9 protein-coding genes are annotated in these 20,328 nt (G+C 36.4%); 8 read left to right on the top strand and 1 reads right to left on the bottom strand.

Annotation, left to right across the window (positions count from 1 at the left end; all coding sequences use genetic code 11):
* The first annotated feature begins 67 nt into the window (after positions 1 to 67).
* From QUH73_RS16590 to QUH73_RS16575, 4 genes are all read left to right on the top strand, one after another.
* Positions 68 to 1,333, top strand: coding sequence for an L-rhamnose isomerase (locus tag QUH73_RS16590; protein ID WP_289531556.1), 1,266 nt, complete (start codon positions 68 to 70; stop codon positions 1,331 to 1,333).
* A gap of 76 nt (positions 1,334 to 1,409) precedes the next feature.
* Positions 1,410 to 2,771, top strand: a complete 1,362-nt coding sequence (locus QUH73_RS16585; RefSeq protein WP_289531555.1) for an FGGY-family carbohydrate kinase — start codon at positions 1,410 to 1,412, stop codon at positions 2,769 to 2,771.
* 27 nt (positions 2,772 to 2,798) lie between these two features.
* Positions 2,799 to 3,953: an iron-containing alcohol dehydrogenase gene (locus tag QUH73_RS16580; RefSeq protein WP_289531554.1), complete on the top strand. Its 1,155-nt coding sequence runs from the start codon at positions 2,799 to 2,801 to the stop codon at positions 3,951 to 3,953.
* 59 nt (positions 3,954 to 4,012) lie between these two features.
* On the top strand, positions 4,013 to 5,311 hold the full coding sequence (locus QUH73_RS16575) for a class II aldolase/adducin family protein (protein WP_289531553.1): 1,299 nt from the start codon (positions 4,013 to 4,015) through the stop codon (positions 5,309 to 5,311).
* Between the two features lie 78 nt (positions 5,312 to 5,389).
* Here the strand turns inward: QUH73_RS16575 and QUH73_RS16570 are convergent, their stop codons facing one another.
* Positions 5,390 to 9,472, bottom strand: coding sequence for a hybrid sensor histidine kinase/response regulator transcription factor (locus QUH73_RS16570; RefSeq protein WP_289531552.1), 4,083 nt, complete (start codon positions 9,470 to 9,472; stop codon positions 5,390 to 5,392).
* 338 nt (positions 9,473 to 9,810) lie between these two features.
* Here QUH73_RS16570 and QUH73_RS16565 point away from each other — a divergent pair, with 338 nt between their 5' ends.
* The 4 genes from QUH73_RS16565 (at position 9,811) to QUH73_RS16550 (ending at position 20,316) form a co-directional block, all read left to right on the top strand.
* Entirely contained in the window at positions 9,811 to 11,955 is a 2,145-nt protein-coding gene (locus QUH73_RS16565; RefSeq protein ID WP_289531551.1) for an alpha-glucuronidase family glycosyl hydrolase, read from the top strand.
* 45 nt (positions 11,956 to 12,000) lie between these two features.
* Positions 12,001 to 15,060 (top strand): SusC/RagA family TonB-linked outer membrane protein, encoded by a 3,060-nt coding sequence (locus QUH73_RS16560; protein ID WP_289531550.1) that lies wholly within the window; start codon positions 12,001 to 12,003, stop codon positions 15,058 to 15,060.
* Positions 15,061 to 15,073: 13 nt separating this feature from the next.
* A complete protein-coding gene (locus QUH73_RS16555; RefSeq protein WP_289531549.1) occupies positions 15,074 to 16,999 on the top strand; it encodes a RagB/SusD family nutrient uptake outer membrane protein in 1,926 nt (641 codons plus the stop codon).
* Positions 17,000 to 17,424: 425 nt separating this feature from the next.
* Complete coding sequence (locus QUH73_RS16550; RefSeq protein WP_289531548.1) at positions 17,425 to 20,316, top strand: glycosyl hydrolase 115 family protein; 2,892 nt, start codon at positions 17,425 to 17,427, stop codon at positions 20,314 to 20,316.
* Positions 20,317 to 20,328: the final 12 nt, after the last annotated feature.

The raw sequence follows: 20,328 nt of genomic DNA, 5'->3' as shown, positions 1-20,328 counted from the left end.
TAATTCAGATAATTCACCTGTTTCTGTTGAATTAGAAGAAGTATTTTATTTAGAATATATACGTGTTATGGCAAATAAAGAAATGATTAAAAAGGCCTATGAGTTGGCCAAGGAGCAGTATGCAGCTTTAGGTGTTGATACTGAAGCCGTATTGAATAAAATCAATGAAATTAAAATCAGTCTTCACTGTTGGCAAACTGATGATGTATCAGGCACTGAGAATCCTGACGGTCAACTTTCCGGTGGTATTCAGGCTACAGGTAATTATCCTGGAAAAGCACGTAATATAACTGAAATTATGGCTGACCTGGAAAAGGTAATGTCATTGCTGCCAGGTAAGCAACGCGTAAACGTACATGCTTTATACGGTGACTTCTCTGATGGAGCTACTGATCGTGATGCTATTGAAGTAAAGCATTTCCAAGGATGGATAGATTGGTGTAAAAAGCAAGGTGTTGGTATGGACTTTAATGGTTCATTCTTCTCTCATCCTAAAGCTGATAGCGGATTTACTTTATCTTCTAAAGATGAAGAAATACGTAAATTTTGGGTAGAACACCTTAAGCGTACACGCGAAATTGCTGCTGAAGTTGGTAAACAACTGGAAAGCCCTTGTGTATTGAATACCTGGATTCCTGATGGATCTAAAGATACCCCAATCGATCGTAATGGAATGCGTTCACAGTTGACTAAATCTCTTGATGAAGGTTTCGCAGCAGAATTTCCAAAAGAATATATGAAGGATGCTGTTGAGAGTAAAGTATTTGGTATAGGTGCTGAGTCTATGACTGTAGGTTCACACGATTATTACCTGGGATATGCTATCAAGAACAACAAAATGATTTGTTTGGATAATGGTCACTTCCATCCAACAGAGGTTGTAGGTGATAAGATTTCTTCTTGCCTTCAGTTTGTAGACGAAGTATTACTTCACGTGACACGTCCTGTTCGTTGGGATTCTGACCATGTAGTAACACTTAACGAAGAAGTACAGTTGATCGCTTCTGAAATAGTACGTAACGACTTTATCGGTCGTGTAAATGTAGGTCTTGACTTTTTTGACGCTTCTATCAACCGTATTGGTGCTTATGTAGTAGGTACACGTGCAGCACAAAAAGCGTTTATGATTGCTATGTTAGAGCCTACTTCTACATTAGTGAAATATGAAGAAAACGGGCAGAATTTTGAACGGTTAGCACTTCTTGAAGAGTTGAAAACAAAGCCATTTGGTGCTGTTTGGGATTACTACTGTTTGCAAGAAGGTGTACCTGTTAGCGAGGATTATATTGCAGAAATACAAGCTTACGAAAAAGAAGTTTTATCTAAAAGATAAGTAGAAGGAGCTAGATGATGAAACACATTTGTTTCATCATCCGGTTCGCTTTTTTATTGAATCAAAATTACAATGGATGGAAACTAAAGTAATTGCAGTTTTTGATATTGGTAAAACCAATAAAAAAATACTTCTATTCGATCAGGTGTTTAATTTGGTTTATCAATGCGAAGAAAATTTTTTGACTACTGTTGACGAAGATGGCTTTGAATGTGATGATATTCAGTTGATTCAAAATTGGATGGTGAATACTTTGAGTGCTCTTATAGAGGAAGGAAAGTTTGATATTCAGGCCATTAATTTCTCAACTTATGGTGCATCTCTTGCCTTTTTAGACAAAGAAGGAAAATTATTAACGCCAATTTACAACTATCTAAAGCAAGTAAATCCTGAAATTCAGGAATCACTATTTCAAGAATATGGTGGGGTAGATGAGTTTTGCCGTCAAACGGCCAGCCCGGCTTTGGGGTTGCTTTTAAATTCCGGAATTCAAGCTCTTTGGTTAAAAAAAGAGAAACAAGATATTTGGGAAAAGGTGGAGAACATACTTCATTTTCCACAATATCTTTCTTTGGTTTTAACCGGACAGATCACTTCTGAACCAACCTCTATTGGCTGTCACACCTTTCTATGGGATTTTGATAAAATGCAATATCACCCATGGCTAAAAAAGGAAGGCTTTAAATTGCTAAAACCTGTTAATAACGATCAGGTTTATCCTGCTTTGATTAAAGGAAAAGAAATTAAAACAGGAGTTGGTATTCACGATAGCTCCGCATCATTGGTTCCTTATCTTCAAAACTCAAAAGAAGATTTTATTCTGGTTTCTACCGGAACGTGGTGCATTAGCATGAATCCATTTAACGATGAGCCCTTAACAAGCGAACAATTAAAGAATGATTGTTTGTGTTTTATGACTCCTGAAAAGCGACAGGTGAAATCATCCCGATTATTTATGGGACATTTTCATGAAACATACATTGCCAGGCTAAATCATCATTTTAATGCAAGTGATAAGTATTTTCAAAATATCGATTATTGCGAAGATGCAGTAAATTCCATCAATCTAAAATTCGGCAAAGCTTTATTGTTTTTCCCGGAAGGAATTGAAAAATTCAGTGAAGGACTCGAAATAATGGATTTGTCGGTTTTTACCAATTATGAGGAAGCTTACACACGTTTGGTAATAGAATTAACCCGGTTGTGTGTTCGTTCTATAGAACTTGTTATTCCGAAAAGGGATACAACAAAAACGATTTACGTATCAGGAGGTTTTTCGCGAAATAAAATCTTTGTAAGTCTTCTTACCAATTACTTTACGGATAAAAAAGTTCGCACTTCTGAAATTGATAATGCAAGTGCGCTTGGAGCGGCCCTTGTAATTGCTGGAAATATAGGGGGTTTTACGACCAATAAAATTGAATTAGAGTCAAAATAAAACATAACAATCTCAAAATAAACAAAAATGAATACTTGCAGACGAATTTACTTACCACCTTTAAGTTTGGTAGGCCCAAATGCTTTACTGGAATTAAAAGATGAACTGGCCGCCAGAGGTTTTACAAAAGCTTTATTTGTAACAGATGATGTTTTGGTGAAGATTGGTGTGGCCGAAAAAGTGGAAGATGTACTAAAAGGAGCTGGCTTGGATTATGTGACTTACAGCAGTGTAAAGCAAAACCCGAATACCGAAAATGTAAAGGAAGGTTTAGCTCTTTTAAAAGAGAACGGATGTGATTGTATCATAACCTTGGGTGGTGGTTCTCCACAAGATTGTGGTAAAGCTGTTGGTATTTTAGCAACGAATGGTGGTTCTATTGAAGATTATGAAGGAATTCACGTTTCAAAAAAGAAATCTTTACCAATCATCGCAATCAATACAACTGCTGGTACTGCAAGTGAAATTACGATCAATTATGTGATCACCGACGAAAAGCGTAAAGTGAAAATGGTGATGGTTGATAAAAACTGTTTGGTAGATATCGCAGTTAACGATAGCATGTTGATGTTGAATAAACCTGCCTCTTTAACTGCGGCTACAGGAATGGATGCCTTAACTCACGCTATTGAAGCTTACGTAACTGCTGGTGCTTTTGAATGGTCGGATACGCTTGCATTAAAGTCGATAGAGCTAATAGGCAGTAGTTTAAGAGATGCGGTAAAAGATGGACAGAACATCGAAGCCAGAACAAAAATGGCTTGGGGACAGTTCATTGCCGGACAGGCATTCTCAAATTGCGGTTTGGGATATGTACACTCCATGGCTCACCAGTTGGGTGGAATGTACGATTTGCCTCATGGTGTTTGTAACGCGATACTTTTGCCTTATGTAGAAGAATTTAATGCTGAAGTGTGTGGCGAAAAATTGGGTAAAGTAGCAGAAGCTTTAGGTGCAGATACAACAGGCATGTCGGTAGATGAAAAGAAAAAAGCGGCTATTGCTGCTATTAAAAAATTATCGAAGGATGTTGGCATTCCTGCAGGATTAAAAGAATTGAATGTTGATCCTAAGGACTTTGAAGCGATGGCAAAAAATGCGATGGCTGATGTTTGTACTGGTGGTAATCCAAGAGAAGTTTCTTTGGAAGATACCATTAAGATTTACGAAGCAGCATACTAATAAAAATTATTTAAATCTTGTGTCTCGATACTTGTGTCTTGATACTAACTTATAGAATGATGAAAAATTTTAATCCAAATTTATTGCATCCAAAAACTCAGTTAACACAAGTTATTGGTAAGATTTACAGAGATGGAATGACCACCACATCAGGAGGGAATATCTCTATCATGGATGAAAATGGCGACATGTGGGTAACCCCATCGGCTATTGATAAAGGCAAATTGACCGAAGATGATATTATTTGTGTGAAAAAAGACGGAACGATTGTTGGAAAGCACAAACCTTCGTCAGAATATCCTTTTCACAAGGCTATATATGATGCTCGTCCTGAAATAAAAGCTGTTATTCACGCACATCCGCCGGCATTGGTTTCTTTCAGTATTGTTAGAGAAATACCAAACACCAATATTATTCCTCAGGCTAGAAAGGCATGTGGAAAAATTGGTTATGCCGAATATGAATTGCCTGGCAGTGAAGCTTTGGGAGCCGTAATTGCAAAACAATTTATTGGCAGCGATTACATGGCCGTAATTATGGAAAATCACGGGACTGTTTTGGGTGGAACCGATATGCTCGACGCTTATACTCGTTTTGAAACTTTGGAGTTTTGTTGTCAAACCATCATTAATGCCAAAGGAATTGGTAATCCAACTTATTTAACCGATGATCAAATTAATGCTTATGAGGCCCAAATGCCGGAAGTAAAAGACTGCAATACCAATGTGGTGAATAGCACCATCGAAAAAGCGCTTCGATCGGAGATTGTTGAATTTGTTCACCGTGCTTGTCGTCAAAATTTAATGATCAGCTCTTTTGGAACAATTTCGATGCGTGCCGAAGGAAACGATTTTATAATTACTCCAACAGGAATTGCTCGTTGGGATCTGAAATCTGAAGATCTTGTTCAGATTAAAGATGGAAAACCAGAGGAAGGCAAAACACCAAGTCGCTCAACGAAACTGCACCAGATGATTTATGAGCAAAACCCAGGTGTGAATACAATCATCATTACTCAATCGCCGTATTTAATGGCTTACGGAACAACAGGTGTTAAATTTGATGTAAGAACGATACCAGAAAGCTGGATTTTCTTACAAGATGTACCTTGTTTACCAATTGAAACACAATTTCAGGAAAATACTACAATTCCTGAAATGATTTGCGATACAGTTCCTGCTGTTTTGGTTGCAAACAACTCATTCTTGGTAACTGGTGGTTCTATGATGCAGGCATTCGACCGATTGGAAGTAGCTGAGTTTAGTGCTAAATCATTAGTGATTGGTGCACCTCTTGGCAAAATGGTTCCTATTAACGATGATCAGGTTGAAGATTTGAGAAAGAAATTTTTAAGCTAATTTGAGTCCATAGTATAACGTAAAAAGATGAACTCAACGGTTCATCTTTTTTATTTTATTAAAATGAATTAAGATGTTTCAACTCTCGTGTTGCTTTGATGTATATTCCTTTGGTGAAACACCATAATAAGCTTTAAAAGATTTTGAAAAATGCGATAAATTGGAATAACCAATAGCATAACCAATTTCTCCGATGTTAATTTTACTTGTTGTAAGCAGATAAGCTGCCTGTTTCATTCGAATGTTTTTAATGAAATCACGGGCCGACTGATTGGTTAGCTCTTTTAATTTTCGATGCATATGTACTCTGCTTATTCCAACACCATCGGCCAGCATTTCAACATTTAGTTCACTATTAGAGATGTTATCTTTAATAATGGACATTACTTTTTGCATCAATATTTCGTCGTGCGATTTTATTTCTATATTTTCTATTTCATGCTCTTTCTTAGTCTGCAATTTGCTATATATCTTTTTCCTGTTTTCTAAAATATTAGAAATCATTTTAAGGATAAATTCACTTTTGAAAGGTTTTACTAAATACATATCAGCACCGGTTTCAATGCCTTCTATTTCATTTTCTTCCTTAGAAAGTGCGGTAAGTAAAATAACAGGAATATGGTTGGTTAAAATATTTGTTTTTATTTTTTTGCACAAAGTGATACCATCCATTTCCGGCATCATAATATCACTAATAATAAGATCTGGGTTTTCGTCCAACAAAATTTCATGAGCTTTTTTTCCATTTTCACACGCCACCACTTTATAATAGGCAGATAATTCATTGTAGAGATAGTTTCTGATATCAACTTCATCATCAACAATCATTACCTTATAATTGGTTTTGCGTTTTACGCTTTTTTCAATAGGAGTTTGGATGTTATCTTTTGGTACCTGCGAAATATATTTATGTGATGCTGCAGGAAGAGCTGTTTTTTCTGTTATAAGATCTTTTGGGGCGAGATGCTCATTTCCGAGAGGAAGGGTAATAATGAATCGGCTTCCTGTTCTATCATTACGGTTTTCTGCCAAAAGTTTACCTTTGTGTAAACTGACCAAAGAACGGGAAAGATGAAGACCAATGCCTGTACCTGTTGAGTGTTTCGTATCTGGTGAATAGACTTGGTAAAAGCGATCAAAAATTCGCTCAATTTCACTTTCCTTAATTCCAACACCTGTATCGATTACAGTAATTTTTACCTGTTCATGCTGATGATTTCCTTTTTCAATGATTTCTTTAGCGATACTTAATTCAATCTCACCTCCTGAAAGTGTAAATTTAAAAGCGTTTGATAATAGGTTAAAAATAACCTTTTCAAAATTTAGAGGATCTATCCATACCTCAATATCCGGGTCACTGGTAGTTATACTGAAGGATATATTTTTATCGTTGGCCAAAAGTTCGTAGGATTGAGCTATTTCCTTAATAAAACTGTAGATGTTTGTTTGTTGAAATTTTATAAGAATCTGCCCTTTGTCAATTCGTCTCACATCCATCATTTGGCTAACCAAACGGTATATTCTATTGGCATTTTGCTGCATAATAAAAAACAGCCTTGAGTTTTTCTCATCAGAATTTTGTTTGATTAATTTTTCTAAAGGATCTAATATTAATGATAAAGGGGTTTTAATTTCGTGTGATATATTGATGAAAAACTGCATTTTCATTTCATTCACTTTTTCGGCGTGCAGGCGTTTCACCTTCTCCATGTATAACAGAAATATTCCATAAATAAAAGTGCCGATTAATAGAATCCATAAAATTTTTGCCCAAAGCATTTTATACCAGGGTGGATAGATTATGATGGTAAGTTTTCTTGGTGTTGAGAGGTTCTCTTTATCAACGGCACGCACTGAAAAAGTATAGGTTCCATGATTTAAATTGGTGTAGGTAGCCCTTTTATTGGTCGAGTTTGTTACGTTCCAGCTTAAGTCAAAGCCTTCCATTATATATTCGTAAGAAACAGCGGTTTGATTTGCAAAATCGGTTGACGTAAATCCAATTGAAAATACATTATCCTGTTCGCGAAGCCGAATCGTATCTTCAAGCACTATTGATTTATCTAATATTACATGTTTCCCGGATTTATCACCAATGTTTACCGGTTTATCGAAACTTAAAAATTCAGTAAGAATAACATCTCTCACTTCCCTGACGATAGTAGCATAATCTTTGCTGATTTGCGTAATTCCATTAATACCACCAAAAAAAAGTTCTTGTTTATTCGACTTAAAAGCTGCATTTCTTGAGAATTCATTTGCCTGAAGACCATCATAAGAATAATAATTGGTGAAAGATTCATCTTCCGGATTGAACCTGGACAATCCGTTATGTGTTCCAATCCATAGTTGGTTGTATTCATCTTCAACTATTGAACAGATCACGTTGTTGCATAAGCCATCGTTGATATCATAAAAGCTGGATTTTAAACTATCGCCGTTTATTTTCGCCAATCCTTCGTAGGTACCAACCCATATGTTATTTTCACTATCCGAAAGAATGCAGTCAACAGTATTGTTTTTTAAAAGCCCGTTTTCTTTCGAAAACTGAGTTAAAGATTTCGTTTTTAGGTTAACATGAAAGAGTCCTACGTAGGTACCAATCCATAAATTTTGAGCTTTGTCAATGTAAACGCAGAGAATCCATTTAGGAATTTTTTCATTCAACGAATTGGGAATATCGAGTCCGTCGTAGTACAATTCCTTTTGAGTGTCAAACCTACAGATGCCATCGTCTAAGGTTCCTATAATGAGTTGGTTGTCATTGTTTTTCGTGATTGACGTAATTTTATTATAAGTTTTGCCGGAGGTGTTGTTCTTTTTAGTGGTAAAGGTCTTAAAGCTTCCGTTTTTCTTATTATATCTGATAAGACCATTAATATATCTGCCTAACCATAGATAGTCGTTTGTATCATTATACAGAGTAAGAATATTCTCTCCAACAAAAATTCCACTTTCATTTTTTAAAGGGATGTGTTTAACTTTTTTAGTTGATCGGTTCAAATAATACAGGCCATCTCCATCTGTCGCAATCCAAAGTTCTTTGTCATTTCCATCAATTGCCGTTATACAGCTTGACCCGATACTATTTTGATCAAAGGCTTTGTATCCATAGGTCTTAAATGTTTCCTGCGATTCGGGCAGTAAATAAATGCCTTTTTGAAAAATACCCAACCAAATATTACCCGTTTTATCTTCGATAATAGAATGAATTTTACTCTTTAAAAAATCGAAAGAGGCATTCACGGTGGTATAGTTTTCCAATAGATTTGATTCTTTGTTTAAGAGCTTTAATCCAAAACCATCTGTACCTACCCATAACCGATTTTTTGAATCAAAAAGAATATCTTTTACCGGCAGATTATCTTCATTTTGGTTTGTACAGTTGATTGGTCTTACAATTCCGGTTTGTTTATCTAATTGAGCTAATCCACCGTTTAAAAAACCTATATATATAATGTCCTGATCTCCTTCACAGATACATGAAATTTCTTTGTTTGAGAAGGAGGTTTGATTGTTTTTGGATAAGGGGAAATTCTTAATTTCCTTCGTGTCCGGATCAAAAGAATTTAGACTTTGATTGGAAGCGATCCATAATGTTCCTTTTTTGTCTTCAAAAATATCTATCAGACTATGTTTGCCAAATTGCTCATTTAGCTTTTCACAATAATCTGGTTTTAGGGTGTTTTTATCGATTCGAATCAATCCATGCCCTGTTGTTGCCAGCCAAATGTCACCATTTGATAATGTTATCATACAGGATATAAACAGATGATCTTTTTGATGAGACAGAGCTAATTCTATTTCATGGAAAGATTCTGTTTCATGATTGTATATTTGCAATCCATTTATTTGAGCAACCCATAAATTTCCCTTTTTATCTTCAGTTAATGCAGTTACAAAGTTGTTTTTTAATGTATTGCTAAGATTTATATTATTTGCGTAGGACTTAAATTTGATTCCATCAAATCGATTTAATCCATCTTCGGTAGCGACCCATAAAAAATTTAAATGATCTTGGTAAACCTGATTAATAAGACTATTGGATAACCCTTCGTTATAGTCGAATAATTTTTTTTTTTGAGAAAAAGCGGATATTGAGAATAAGAGAAGAAGAATAGTGAAATATTGTTTCGGGCGCATAGTTTTGTCAGTTTTCATTATCGGTGTCTAAAAATATTAAAAAATACTAAAGAGTGTGAAAATTATAGGCCTTAATTTCAAGTTAACAGCACAATGTAACCAATAGGAAAGATAATGTAACAAATATGTAATTCGCAGTAACTAATAGAAAATAGTTGGTAACAAGAGTGTTTTAGTTCAAGAAGAGACTATGCGTATCTTTAGTCTAAGAAAATTAACACTTGAATACTGAATGCCAAATTCTATGGTTGAGGTAAAAAAGTGAATTTGATAAAAATGAAGAATCTGATTTGTTAACCCTAATATGTTTTTCGCAATTGCTAAAAACATATTTTATAAATCAAAAACCAATAAATATGCGTACTAAATATTTCTTGATCATATTTTTGTATTTTATTACTTTAATGCAATGGGCTTCAGGTCAAGATAGACTTGATGGTTCAGGATTGTGGTTTACACATATGGAAACGATTGAAAGTGGGCAGTTTGCTTGTCCATCTTTTATTTATATGCCACAATCAACTCCAACTTTTTCTATCATTCACAAAGAACTCAAAAGTGGTCTTAATAAATTGTATAATCAGGAAGTGAAGGATGAAAGCCAATTGGATTCAAATGGTTTATGTGTTGGCACATCCAGCCAAAAAGATTTATCGACTTACTTTAAGAACGAAGAGCTGAGTCTATTAGGAAATGACGGTTATATCATAAGAACAGTAGGCAATAATGTGACCATTATTATTGCAAATACTGATTTAGGAGCATTATATGGTACTTATCATTATTTAAGGTGCCTGCAAACTAATAATACACATAAAACTGGTTTTGACATTGTAGAAATACCATCATACCAACGAAGAATTCTGAATCATTGGGATAATTTAGACGGCACGGTTGAAAGAGGATACGCTGGTCATTCAATTTGGAAATGGAAGGATTTACCTCAAAAAATAAGCCCCAGATATATAGAATATGCACGGGCAAATGCTTCCATTGGCATTAATGGAACCGTCTTGAATAATGTGAATGCAAATCCGGTTGTTTTAAGCATTGAATATCTTAAAAAAGTAAAGACGTTGGCTGATATTTTTCGTCCTTATGGGATTAAGGTTTATTTATCGATAAATTTTTCTTCTCCTTCTGTACTGGGGGAGCTTAAAACAGCTGATCCTCTTAATGAGGATGTAAGAATCTGGTGGCAGGATAAAGCAAAACAAATCTATTCTCTGATTCCTGATTTTGGAGGTTTTGTGGTGAAGGCAAATTCGGAAGGATTGCCTGGGCCTCAGGATTTTGGCCGTACTCATGCTGATGGAGCGAACATGCTCGCAGATGTTTTAGAATCTTACGGTGGAATTATTATGTGGCGTGCTTTTGTTTACGATCCTAACGGAAACGATCGCGCTAAGCAGGCTTACAATGAATTTAAACCTCTCGATGGAAAATTTCGCAAAAATGTAATACTTCAAGTAAAAAATGGTCCTGTTGACTTTCAACCCCGGGAACCATTCAGTCCTTTGTTTGGTGCAATGCAGCACACTACTCTGATGCCTGAATTGCAGATAACACAAGAATATCTGGGTTTTTCTGACCACTTGGTTTATTTGGGAACACTGTTTAAGGAGTTTTTAAACTCAGATACCTACACAAATGGAAAAAACTCTACAGTATCCAGGATTACCGATGGATCTGTTTACAATGACTCGATAACAGCTATTGCCGGGGTTGCTAATATAGGTTTAGACAGCAACTGGTGTGGACATCATTTTGCACAGGCCAATTGGTATGCATTTGGTCGTTTGGCCTGGAATCATCAATTATCTGCCCGCGAAATTGCAAGGGAGTGGTTAATGCAAACCTTTTCACACGATCAGGATTTTCTGAATCAAATGTCAGGTGTAATGATGGAATCCAGAGAAGCCGTTGTAAATTATATGACACCACTGGGATTGCATCATTTAATGGGGTGGAGCCATCATTATGGTCCGGAACCATGGTGTGAGATTTCCGGAGCAAGACCAGACTGGTTACCAACTTATTACCATAAGGCAGATAGTATTGGTATTGGATTTAACCGATCATCAAGCGGAAGTAATGCTGTCAGTCAGTATGCAGAACCTTTGCTTTCAGTTTATAACGACCCTGCACTTTGCCCGGAAGAACTTTTGCTGTGGTTTCATCATTTGCCATGGAATTATGAATTGATTAATGGCAGGGATTTATGGACAGAATTGTGTTACAGATACAGCATGGGAGTTGAACAGGTAAAATATTTTCAATGCACTTGGAATTCTCTTCAATCAAAAGTAGATAAAAATAGATTTAATGATGTGCAAAATAAATTAGCAATACAATTAAAGGAAGCTATATGGTGGAGGGATGCGTGTTTACTTTATTTTCAAACTTTTTCCCACAGACCAATTCCTTCTCAACTGGATCAGCCTAAATATAAATTGGAAGATCTTAAGAAACTTAAATTTTTAAAGACTCACCATAATTAATGATTACTAACTACTAAATTGTTTTATTAATCAATTTCTAAATTTATGAAAAAATGTTATCAACAGAGAAGAGTGATTGCTATTATGCTGTTTCTCTTTCTAACAGCACATTTTGGAGCAATAGCGCAAAGCTTTTCGCTTCAGGGAACAGTTAAAGATGTAAAGGGAATCCCTTTACCAGGAGTTAGTATTTCCATAGTTGGAACTACTCAGGGAACCATCACAGATATAGATGGGAAATATTCTTTGGAAGCGCCTGGAGATTCGCAGTTAAAATTTCAGTTCATTGGGTTTTTAGCTGAAATTGTGAGTATTAATAATCAAACGACAATTAATGTTACTTTAAAAGAGGACGTTGTGGGCCTTAATGAAGTAGTAGTTGTTGGTTATGGTACCCAACGTAAAGAAGCGGTAACGGGTTCCGTTGCTAATATTAAGGGTGAAGTGATGCGGGAGGTGCCATCTGCAAATATTTCGCAAGCTTTACAGGGACGTATAGCGGGTGTGAATATGCAACAAACCTCAAGTAAACCCGGTGCACTAATGCAAATTCGTATTCGAGGGTCACGATCGCTAACAGCCAATAACGACCCCTTGGTGGTACTTGATGGAATGCCATTTTCGGGATCTATAAGCGATATCAACCCTACTGATATCAAGACTATTGATATTCTTAAGGATGCTTCTGCAACAGCTATTTATGGTTCGCGAGGTGCAAATGGTGTTATAATGGTAACCACCAAAACTGGGAAAAAAGGAAAAAGCGCTCAGGTCACCTATAATGGTTATCAAGGTATAAATACTGTTTTTTCTGACTACCCAATGATGGAGGGATCCAAATTTGTTGAATTACGTAAATTAGCCAATAAGTATACAAATGGAGTGGATGAAGCTGATGATGTAAATACAAATTGGCAGGATTTGTGGTATCGAACCGCTAATGTAACCAATCATAATATTGCAGTTACAGGTGGTACTGAAAAAGGAAGCTATAGCTTTAGTACTGGATTCTACAAAGAAGAAGCTGTAACTCCAGGAACGGATTTTAGCCGATTAACTTTGCATGGCTCTATTGATCAGGAAATAGGTAATTATTTTCGTATAGGTTTTAGCACAAATAATAATTATACCAATAGTCAAAATGGAATGGGTATGTATGGTGTTTTAAGTATGTCTCCCATCGCGGATCCTTATGATGCTGATGGTAATTGGAAAAGAACCATAAAGATGCCATTAGATGAAAACTGGAATCAGACAAAAGATATTGTCAATGCTTTAGGCGATAGATACATTGATGAGAAGAAGGCATTTGCTTCTTATAACACCTTGTTTGGTGAAGTAAAAATACCTGGTATAGAGGGTTTAAAGTATAGAATTAGTCTTGCCGGTAATTTACGCACGACCAACGATGGAAATTATACCGGAGAGGGTATAGGCAGTTCTAATGCAACTACTGTTTCTACAGCCGGCATCAGTAATTCGCGAAATACTAATTGGGTAATTCAAAATCTTTTAACCTACGACCGTAGGTTCGGTAAGCATTCCATTAATGTTGTAGGTTTGTATTCTGTGGAGGAAACGTTGTATAATAGCTCTAATGTTTCTGCTAAGGATATTCCAGCAGATGCTTTTCAATTTTATAATCTGGGCCGTGCGGCAGGAGAAATTACTGTTAATCCGGAGTATCAGAATTATGAAAAAAGTGGATTGATGTCTTATATGGGACGTGCAATGTACTCCTATGATAATCGATATATGATTAGCGCTACAATACGTTCCGATGCTTCTTCAAGGTTGGCAGAAGGACATAAGTGGCATACATACCCTGCTTTGTCAGTAGGTTGGAATATCGCAAACGAATCCTTTATGTCTGATATAACCGCTGTAAATACATTAAAACTTCGAGTGGGTTTTGGACAAACTTCAAATCAATCTGTAAAACCATATGCTACATTAGGTGTTTTAAGTACAAGACCCTATAATAATGGGACTACCTATTCTACTGGAACTTATGTGACAGAATTGCCTAACAATGATTTAGGATGGGAATTTTCTAAAACCTGGAATTATGGCTTGGATTTTTCGCTTTTGAATCACCGATTGAGTGGTGCTATCGAGTACTATATTACGAAAACGGAAGATGTTCTGTTAGGTGTTGGCTTACCTCCTACATCAGGGGTTTCAAGTGTAACTCAAAATATTGGAACAACAGAAAATAAAGGATTGGAACTTTCTCTTAACGGTGTGATTCTGGATGATGTAAACGGTTGGACATGGGATGTTGGTGTTAATTTTTATTCCAATAAGAATAAATTAACCTCTCTTGCTTCGGGACAGACTAGAGATGAAGGAAACTGGTGGTTTGTTGGACATCCAATAAATGTTGTTTATGATTATAAAAGAATAGGAATTTGGCAGGAAGGTGATGCAAATCTTCAATCATATGAACCTGGAGGAAATGTAGGTATGATAAAGGTTCAGTATTATGGTGATTACGATGAAGATGGTATACCTACAAGAAAAATTGGACCAGAAGATTTACAGGTAATGGATTTGGAACCTGATTTTCAGGGTGGTTTTAATACTCGCGTTGCGTATAAAGGGTTTGATTTTAGTTTGGTTGGAGCTTTTCAACATGGCGGGACTCTCATCAGTACATTATACTCTTCAGGAGGTTATCTTAATATGTTAACCGGACGTAGGGGTAATGTAGATGTTGATTATTGGACGCCTGATAATACTAGCGCTAAATATCCTCTTCCAGGAGGCAGTCAGTCAGGTGATAATCCTAAATACGGCAGTACATTAGGTTATTTTGATGCATCTTATGTAAAAATACGTTCTCTATCTCTTGGTTACAATTTCAGCCAAAAAATTATTGAGGCTGCTGGTTTTGATAAATTAAGACTTTATGCTACTGTACAGAATCCATTTGTGTTGTTCTCGCCTTATACTAGAGAAACCGGTTTAGATCCGGAAACTAACTCTTACGGAAACGAAAATGCAGCAGTTGCCTATTCTGATAATATGAAACGTATACTTACTCAGGGATATAATACACCTTCAGTTCGTAAATATGTGATTGGTATCGAATTAACATTTTAAAAATTTATAAATTATGAAATTTAATTATATAAAACCTCTTATAGGAACAATGTTGATGACCATGTTCTTTATAGCGTGTACCGATGTATTAGAGGAACAGCCACGTAGTAAGTATACGCCTGAATACTTCAAAACCGAGAAAGGTGTTTTGGGAGGAATAACCTCTCAGTATGCACACCTGCGGTACATTTATGGTAATGCATACTATTTTAATTCTTGTCTGACAGGAACCGATGAAGTTACATATGCGCAAAGTGCGGATGGAAACTTTAAGGATATGGATATGTCAGGTGTAGGGTCGATTACTGCAACAGGTGCCAATACTAATGTTTTATGGGGAAATGCGTTTTCTAATATAAACACTGCAAGTGGTATTATAGAGAATGCTGAAATTATTGGTATTTCAGATGAAATTATTGCTGAGGCTAGGTTCTTCCGTGCATTTGATTATTTTTTACTGGTACAAACTTTTGGTGGAGTTCCTTTGGATTTAGGTGCTGGAGAGCTAAAGTTTAACACTAGTGCCTCAAGAATTTCTGTGCGAAACACAGTTCCTGAAGTTTATACCAAAGCTATTTTCCCTGACTTGTTAACTGCCATAGAAGATTTGCCGGCAGCAGGTCGAGTAACTGGAGCTGCGACTAAAACCGCTGCTCGCATATGTTTGTCTAAAGCCTATTTGACTTATGGATGGTGGTTGCAAAACCCAAACAATATTCCGACTTATCCTGCAAGTGACAGAATTGACCCAAGTGGGCATGATGCTGCATGGTATTTTCAACAAGCTTATAATGTGGCAACAGACGGGATTGCTGATCCAGGACCTTTTGGCTTAATGCCAACATTTTATGATCTAAATGTGGGTAAAAATGACCGTAATAAAGAATGTGTGTTATATGCTGATCATACCGAGGACAGCGAATTTTATAATGGATCCAGTCTTACGTATGGTGGTGGCGGTGATGCAGATAATTTTGCTGTTTGGATGTTGACCTGGAATTATACAGTGCTTCGAAGTGATGGTGTAAGTTCTGTTCAGCGAGAAGCAGAACAACACTTGGGTCGACCATGGACACGTATGGCTCCCACTATCGGTGCTGTTAAAAATACCTTTGCCGACAAAACGAATGATTCGCGTTATGATGCAACATTTACTACTGTATGGCGTGGTAACTGGCCAAAAGGTGGAGTCGCTGCAACATCTTTAATTAATGCAAATGGTATGTCGATTGTACCTGGTGATGCAGTATTAACAATATTGAATGAGGACGATCCAGCTCTGGTTTGGGGAACTGACGCAGCTACAGGTGGTAATGTTGGAGCCGGCACATTACCTGGAAGGTCAGATTTTGTTATGAATCCAAGTGGTATAAGTAGATATAAGTATCCGGGATTTTGGAAGCTGGGTGTTTATCGTACTGACGGCGGGACGTCCTTAGGGCAACCTAATGCTGCATCGACTCGTCCATTCAATATATATAAATTCTCGGAGTTGTATTTTATCGCAGCCGAAGCAGCTGTAAAGGGTGCAACAGGAAGTAAAAGTGCCAGAGAATTGATTAATGTTATCCGTGCTCGAGCAGGAATGTGGAGTTTTGATAATAACGGAAATGTAGTCAAAGAAGTTGATAATAGTGCTGCTATGATTGCAGCCACTCCAACAGTTATAGATATTAACTATATTTTGTCTGAACGCTCACGTGAATATTTTGGTGAAGGATATCGCTGGTTCGATTTAGTACGTACACAGAAATGGGCGGAAATCGCTGGTAGTTATGAAATTTGCGGATCCGGAGTTACAGATCACACGCCTAAAACCATAACACGGAATATAACACCTGATTTTTATCTTCGACCTATTCCACAGGGCCAGCTTGATGGTATGGAAATGAGCGAGGCTGAAAAAGAAGCTTATCAGAATCCTGGATATTATGAGTAAAAATGGATATTAATAATTGATAAACTTCATTTTCGTAAATTGGAGTTGGTAGCATCAATTCCTTTTGAAAAGAAAATAGGTTTGATATGTTTATTTAGTAAGAAATAGTAAGAATAAACTGTCCGTGGGTTCAACTTGCGGACAGTTTTAAAATTAAAAGAGATTTGCGGAATTGCAATGTGATTGCACGGAAGAATCCCAATAATTTTCAATTAAAACAATTGATTGCGTATTTCTGGATATTCAACCTTTTCCAAATCAACAGGACTGATTTACAGGTGGAATTATTTTGAAATTACAGATGCTGGCTCTTTCATGAAAATTTGGTCAGTTATTGAAAGCTTTATAGGCTTGTTGATGAGATGTTAATCTTTTGTACAGTAAGGTTATGTGCTCATTTTTTTGTAAAATAAATAAAATCCAATATGATAAGATTTTTTGTATTAGAATTGATCGTCTTGTTCGGTATAATCTCTTGTAAAAATGATACGGGTAAGGAATTAAGTGAGAACAAACTTGTGTCTTTTTCAGTAAATGAGAACAATTTCCCCATAGTAAAATCTCAAAAAGGCACTCCCATATATATTGATGACAAAGATTATTCAGGTGTAATTAAAGTAGCAGAACTATTTCAAAAAGACATTGAAAAAGTAACAGGAGTAACCAATTCTTTACACATTGGCGAAAAGCCGCAAGGTACCATTATCATTATTGGTACAATTGGAAAAAGTCAGATAATAGAGGATCTAATTGCATCAGGAAAGTTGAAAGTGAATGATGTAAAGGGGAAGTGGGATAATAGTTTGATTGAAGTACTTGATAATCCTTTACCAAATGTGGATAGAGCCTTGGTGATTGCCGGGAGTGATAAAAGAGGCACAATTTATGGCATGTTCGATATTAGCCGTAAAATGGGTGTGTCCCCATGGTATTGGTGGGCTGATGTACCTGTAAAAAAGCATGCAGAGGTATTTATTAAGTCTGGGAGATATAATTTAGGTGAACCGAAAGTTAAATATCGTGGTATTTTTATAAACGATGAGGAACCAGCTTTAGGACGATGGGCGGTTGAGAATTACGGCGGATTCAATCATCAAATGTATGAGCATGTGTTTGAATTGATTTTACGTTTAAAGGGGAACTTTTTGTGGCCTGCTATGTGGTGGGCGAGTTTTAATAGCGACGATCCGTTAAATGCTCAGTTGGCAGATGAATTTGGAATTGTAATGAGCACATCGCATCATGAACCATTGATGAGAGCACATGCAGAATGGAAACCATACGGAGGAAAAGAATGGAATTATAAAAAAAATAAAAATCAGTTGGATGCTTTCTGGAAAGAGGGAATTGAACGAATGGGGAATAAGGAAAGTGTTGTTACTCTGGCTATGAGAGGAGATGGTGATGAAGCCATGGAAGAAGGAACCAACATCGAACTACTGGAAGATATTGTTGCTAATCAACGAAAAATTATAGAGGAGGTAACTCAGAAGCCAGCTAATGAAACACCGCAGGTTTGGGCTTTATACAAAGAAGTTCAGGAATATTATGACAAGGGAATGAAAGTACCTGATGATGTTACACTATTGTTTTGTGATGACAACTGGGGAAATGTTAGGGTATTGCCGGAACCAGAAGCTGCTGAACGTTCGGGAGGTTACGGTATGTATTATCATTTTGATTATGTGGGAGGTCCTCGTAATTACAAGTGGCTAAATACGAATTCCTTACCACGGGTTTGGGAGCAATTAAGATTAACATATGAACACGGGGTTGATCGTATTTGGATTGTGAATGTTGGTGACTTGAAACCAATGGAGTTACCTGTTTCATTTTTCTTCGACTATGCATGGAATCCTGAGTCGGTTACTGTAAATGAATTATCAGAATATACAACGAATTGGGCATCAGAACAATTCTCTGAAAAATATGCAGAAGAAATCGCTGAACTGCTGGATTTATATACAAAATATAACAGGCGTCGCACACCTGAATTATTGGACGATCATACCTATAGTCTGATTCATTACCGGGAATTTGAAAAAGTAGTTGAGGATTACAATCGTTTAGCGCAAAGAGCAAAAAGTCTTTATGATATCATAGATGAGGATCAAAAAGATGCCTTTTATCAATTGGTTTATTTTCCAGTAAGCATTTGTGCCAACCTGAATGAAATGTATTGGTACCTGGCTAAAAATAAGCAATATGCCAAAGAAAAAAGAGCTGCAACCAACTTAATGGCTGATAAAGTAGTTGAACTTTTTAAACGTGATTCACTGCTTACTCTTGAGTTTCATACTGAATTAACTGATGGTAAGTGGAATCATATGATGGCACAGCAGCACATTGGTTATACATATTGGAATCAGCCGGACAGTAATACGATGCCTCAGGTAACCTATTTGAAAGTACCGGAAGAAGGACAGCTTTGTATAAAGATTGAAGGGAAAGATAAAATTTGGACAAAGCATGATTCTACTGCTAATCTTTCAAATTTTGATAATATCAATCAGCAAGAAACTTATTTAGAGTTTTTCAACACCGGAAAAAGAGCAATAGATTATAAAATTGTAGCTCCTGAATGGTTGAAAATCAGCGCAGGCAAAAAAAATCTGAAAGAGGAAGAACGACATTTTGTTTCTGTTAACTGGGATCAACTTCCTGTCGGTAATTCAGCAGGAACAATTTCTGTATCAGGTAATGGTCAGGTGATTGAACTAGGCGTTATTGCAGATAAGATTGATCTGAATACAAAGAAGTTACAAGGATTTGTTGAGAACAATGGAGTGGTAAGCATTGAAGCTGTAGACTTTAATTCAAGCAGTTCCAGTCAAGGATTTGATTGGGAAGTGATAAATGGTTTGGGGAACACAAAAGGAAGTGTAACATCATTGCCGGTAAATAAAGGTTATAAGGAGTTCAGTAAGGACAATTCACATTTGGAATATACATTCACATTGCTTAACAAAGCTCAAAACGATTCCATTACTCTTTTTATGTGTTTGGCACCAACGCAGGATTTTAAAAATAAAGACGGATTAAAATATGCGGTATCTGTAGATGATGAAGAACCTCAAATTATTAACCTGCATGAAGGTTGTATAGGTAAGGATTGGAATTATGCAGAATGGTGGTGTACAGCGGTATCCGATAATAAATTAGTAAGAAAGTCAAAGCACAAACTGAATAATACAGAAACCCATACTGTAAAATATTGGTTGATTGATCCGGGAATTGTGCTTCAAAAATTGATGATTGATAATGGTGGACTCAAACCATCTTATTTGGGACCTCCGGAGTGTAAAATGTACAAGTAAAATTCAGAAATA

Origin of the sequence: Labilibaculum sp. K2S (genome assembly GCF_030372765.1) — a bacterium.
Taxonomy (GTDB): Bacteria; Bacteroidota; Bacteroidia; order Bacteroidales; family Marinifilaceae; genus Labilibaculum.
Note: the sequence above shows the minus strand (reverse complement) of the source record. Positions and strands in the feature narration are given on the sequence as shown.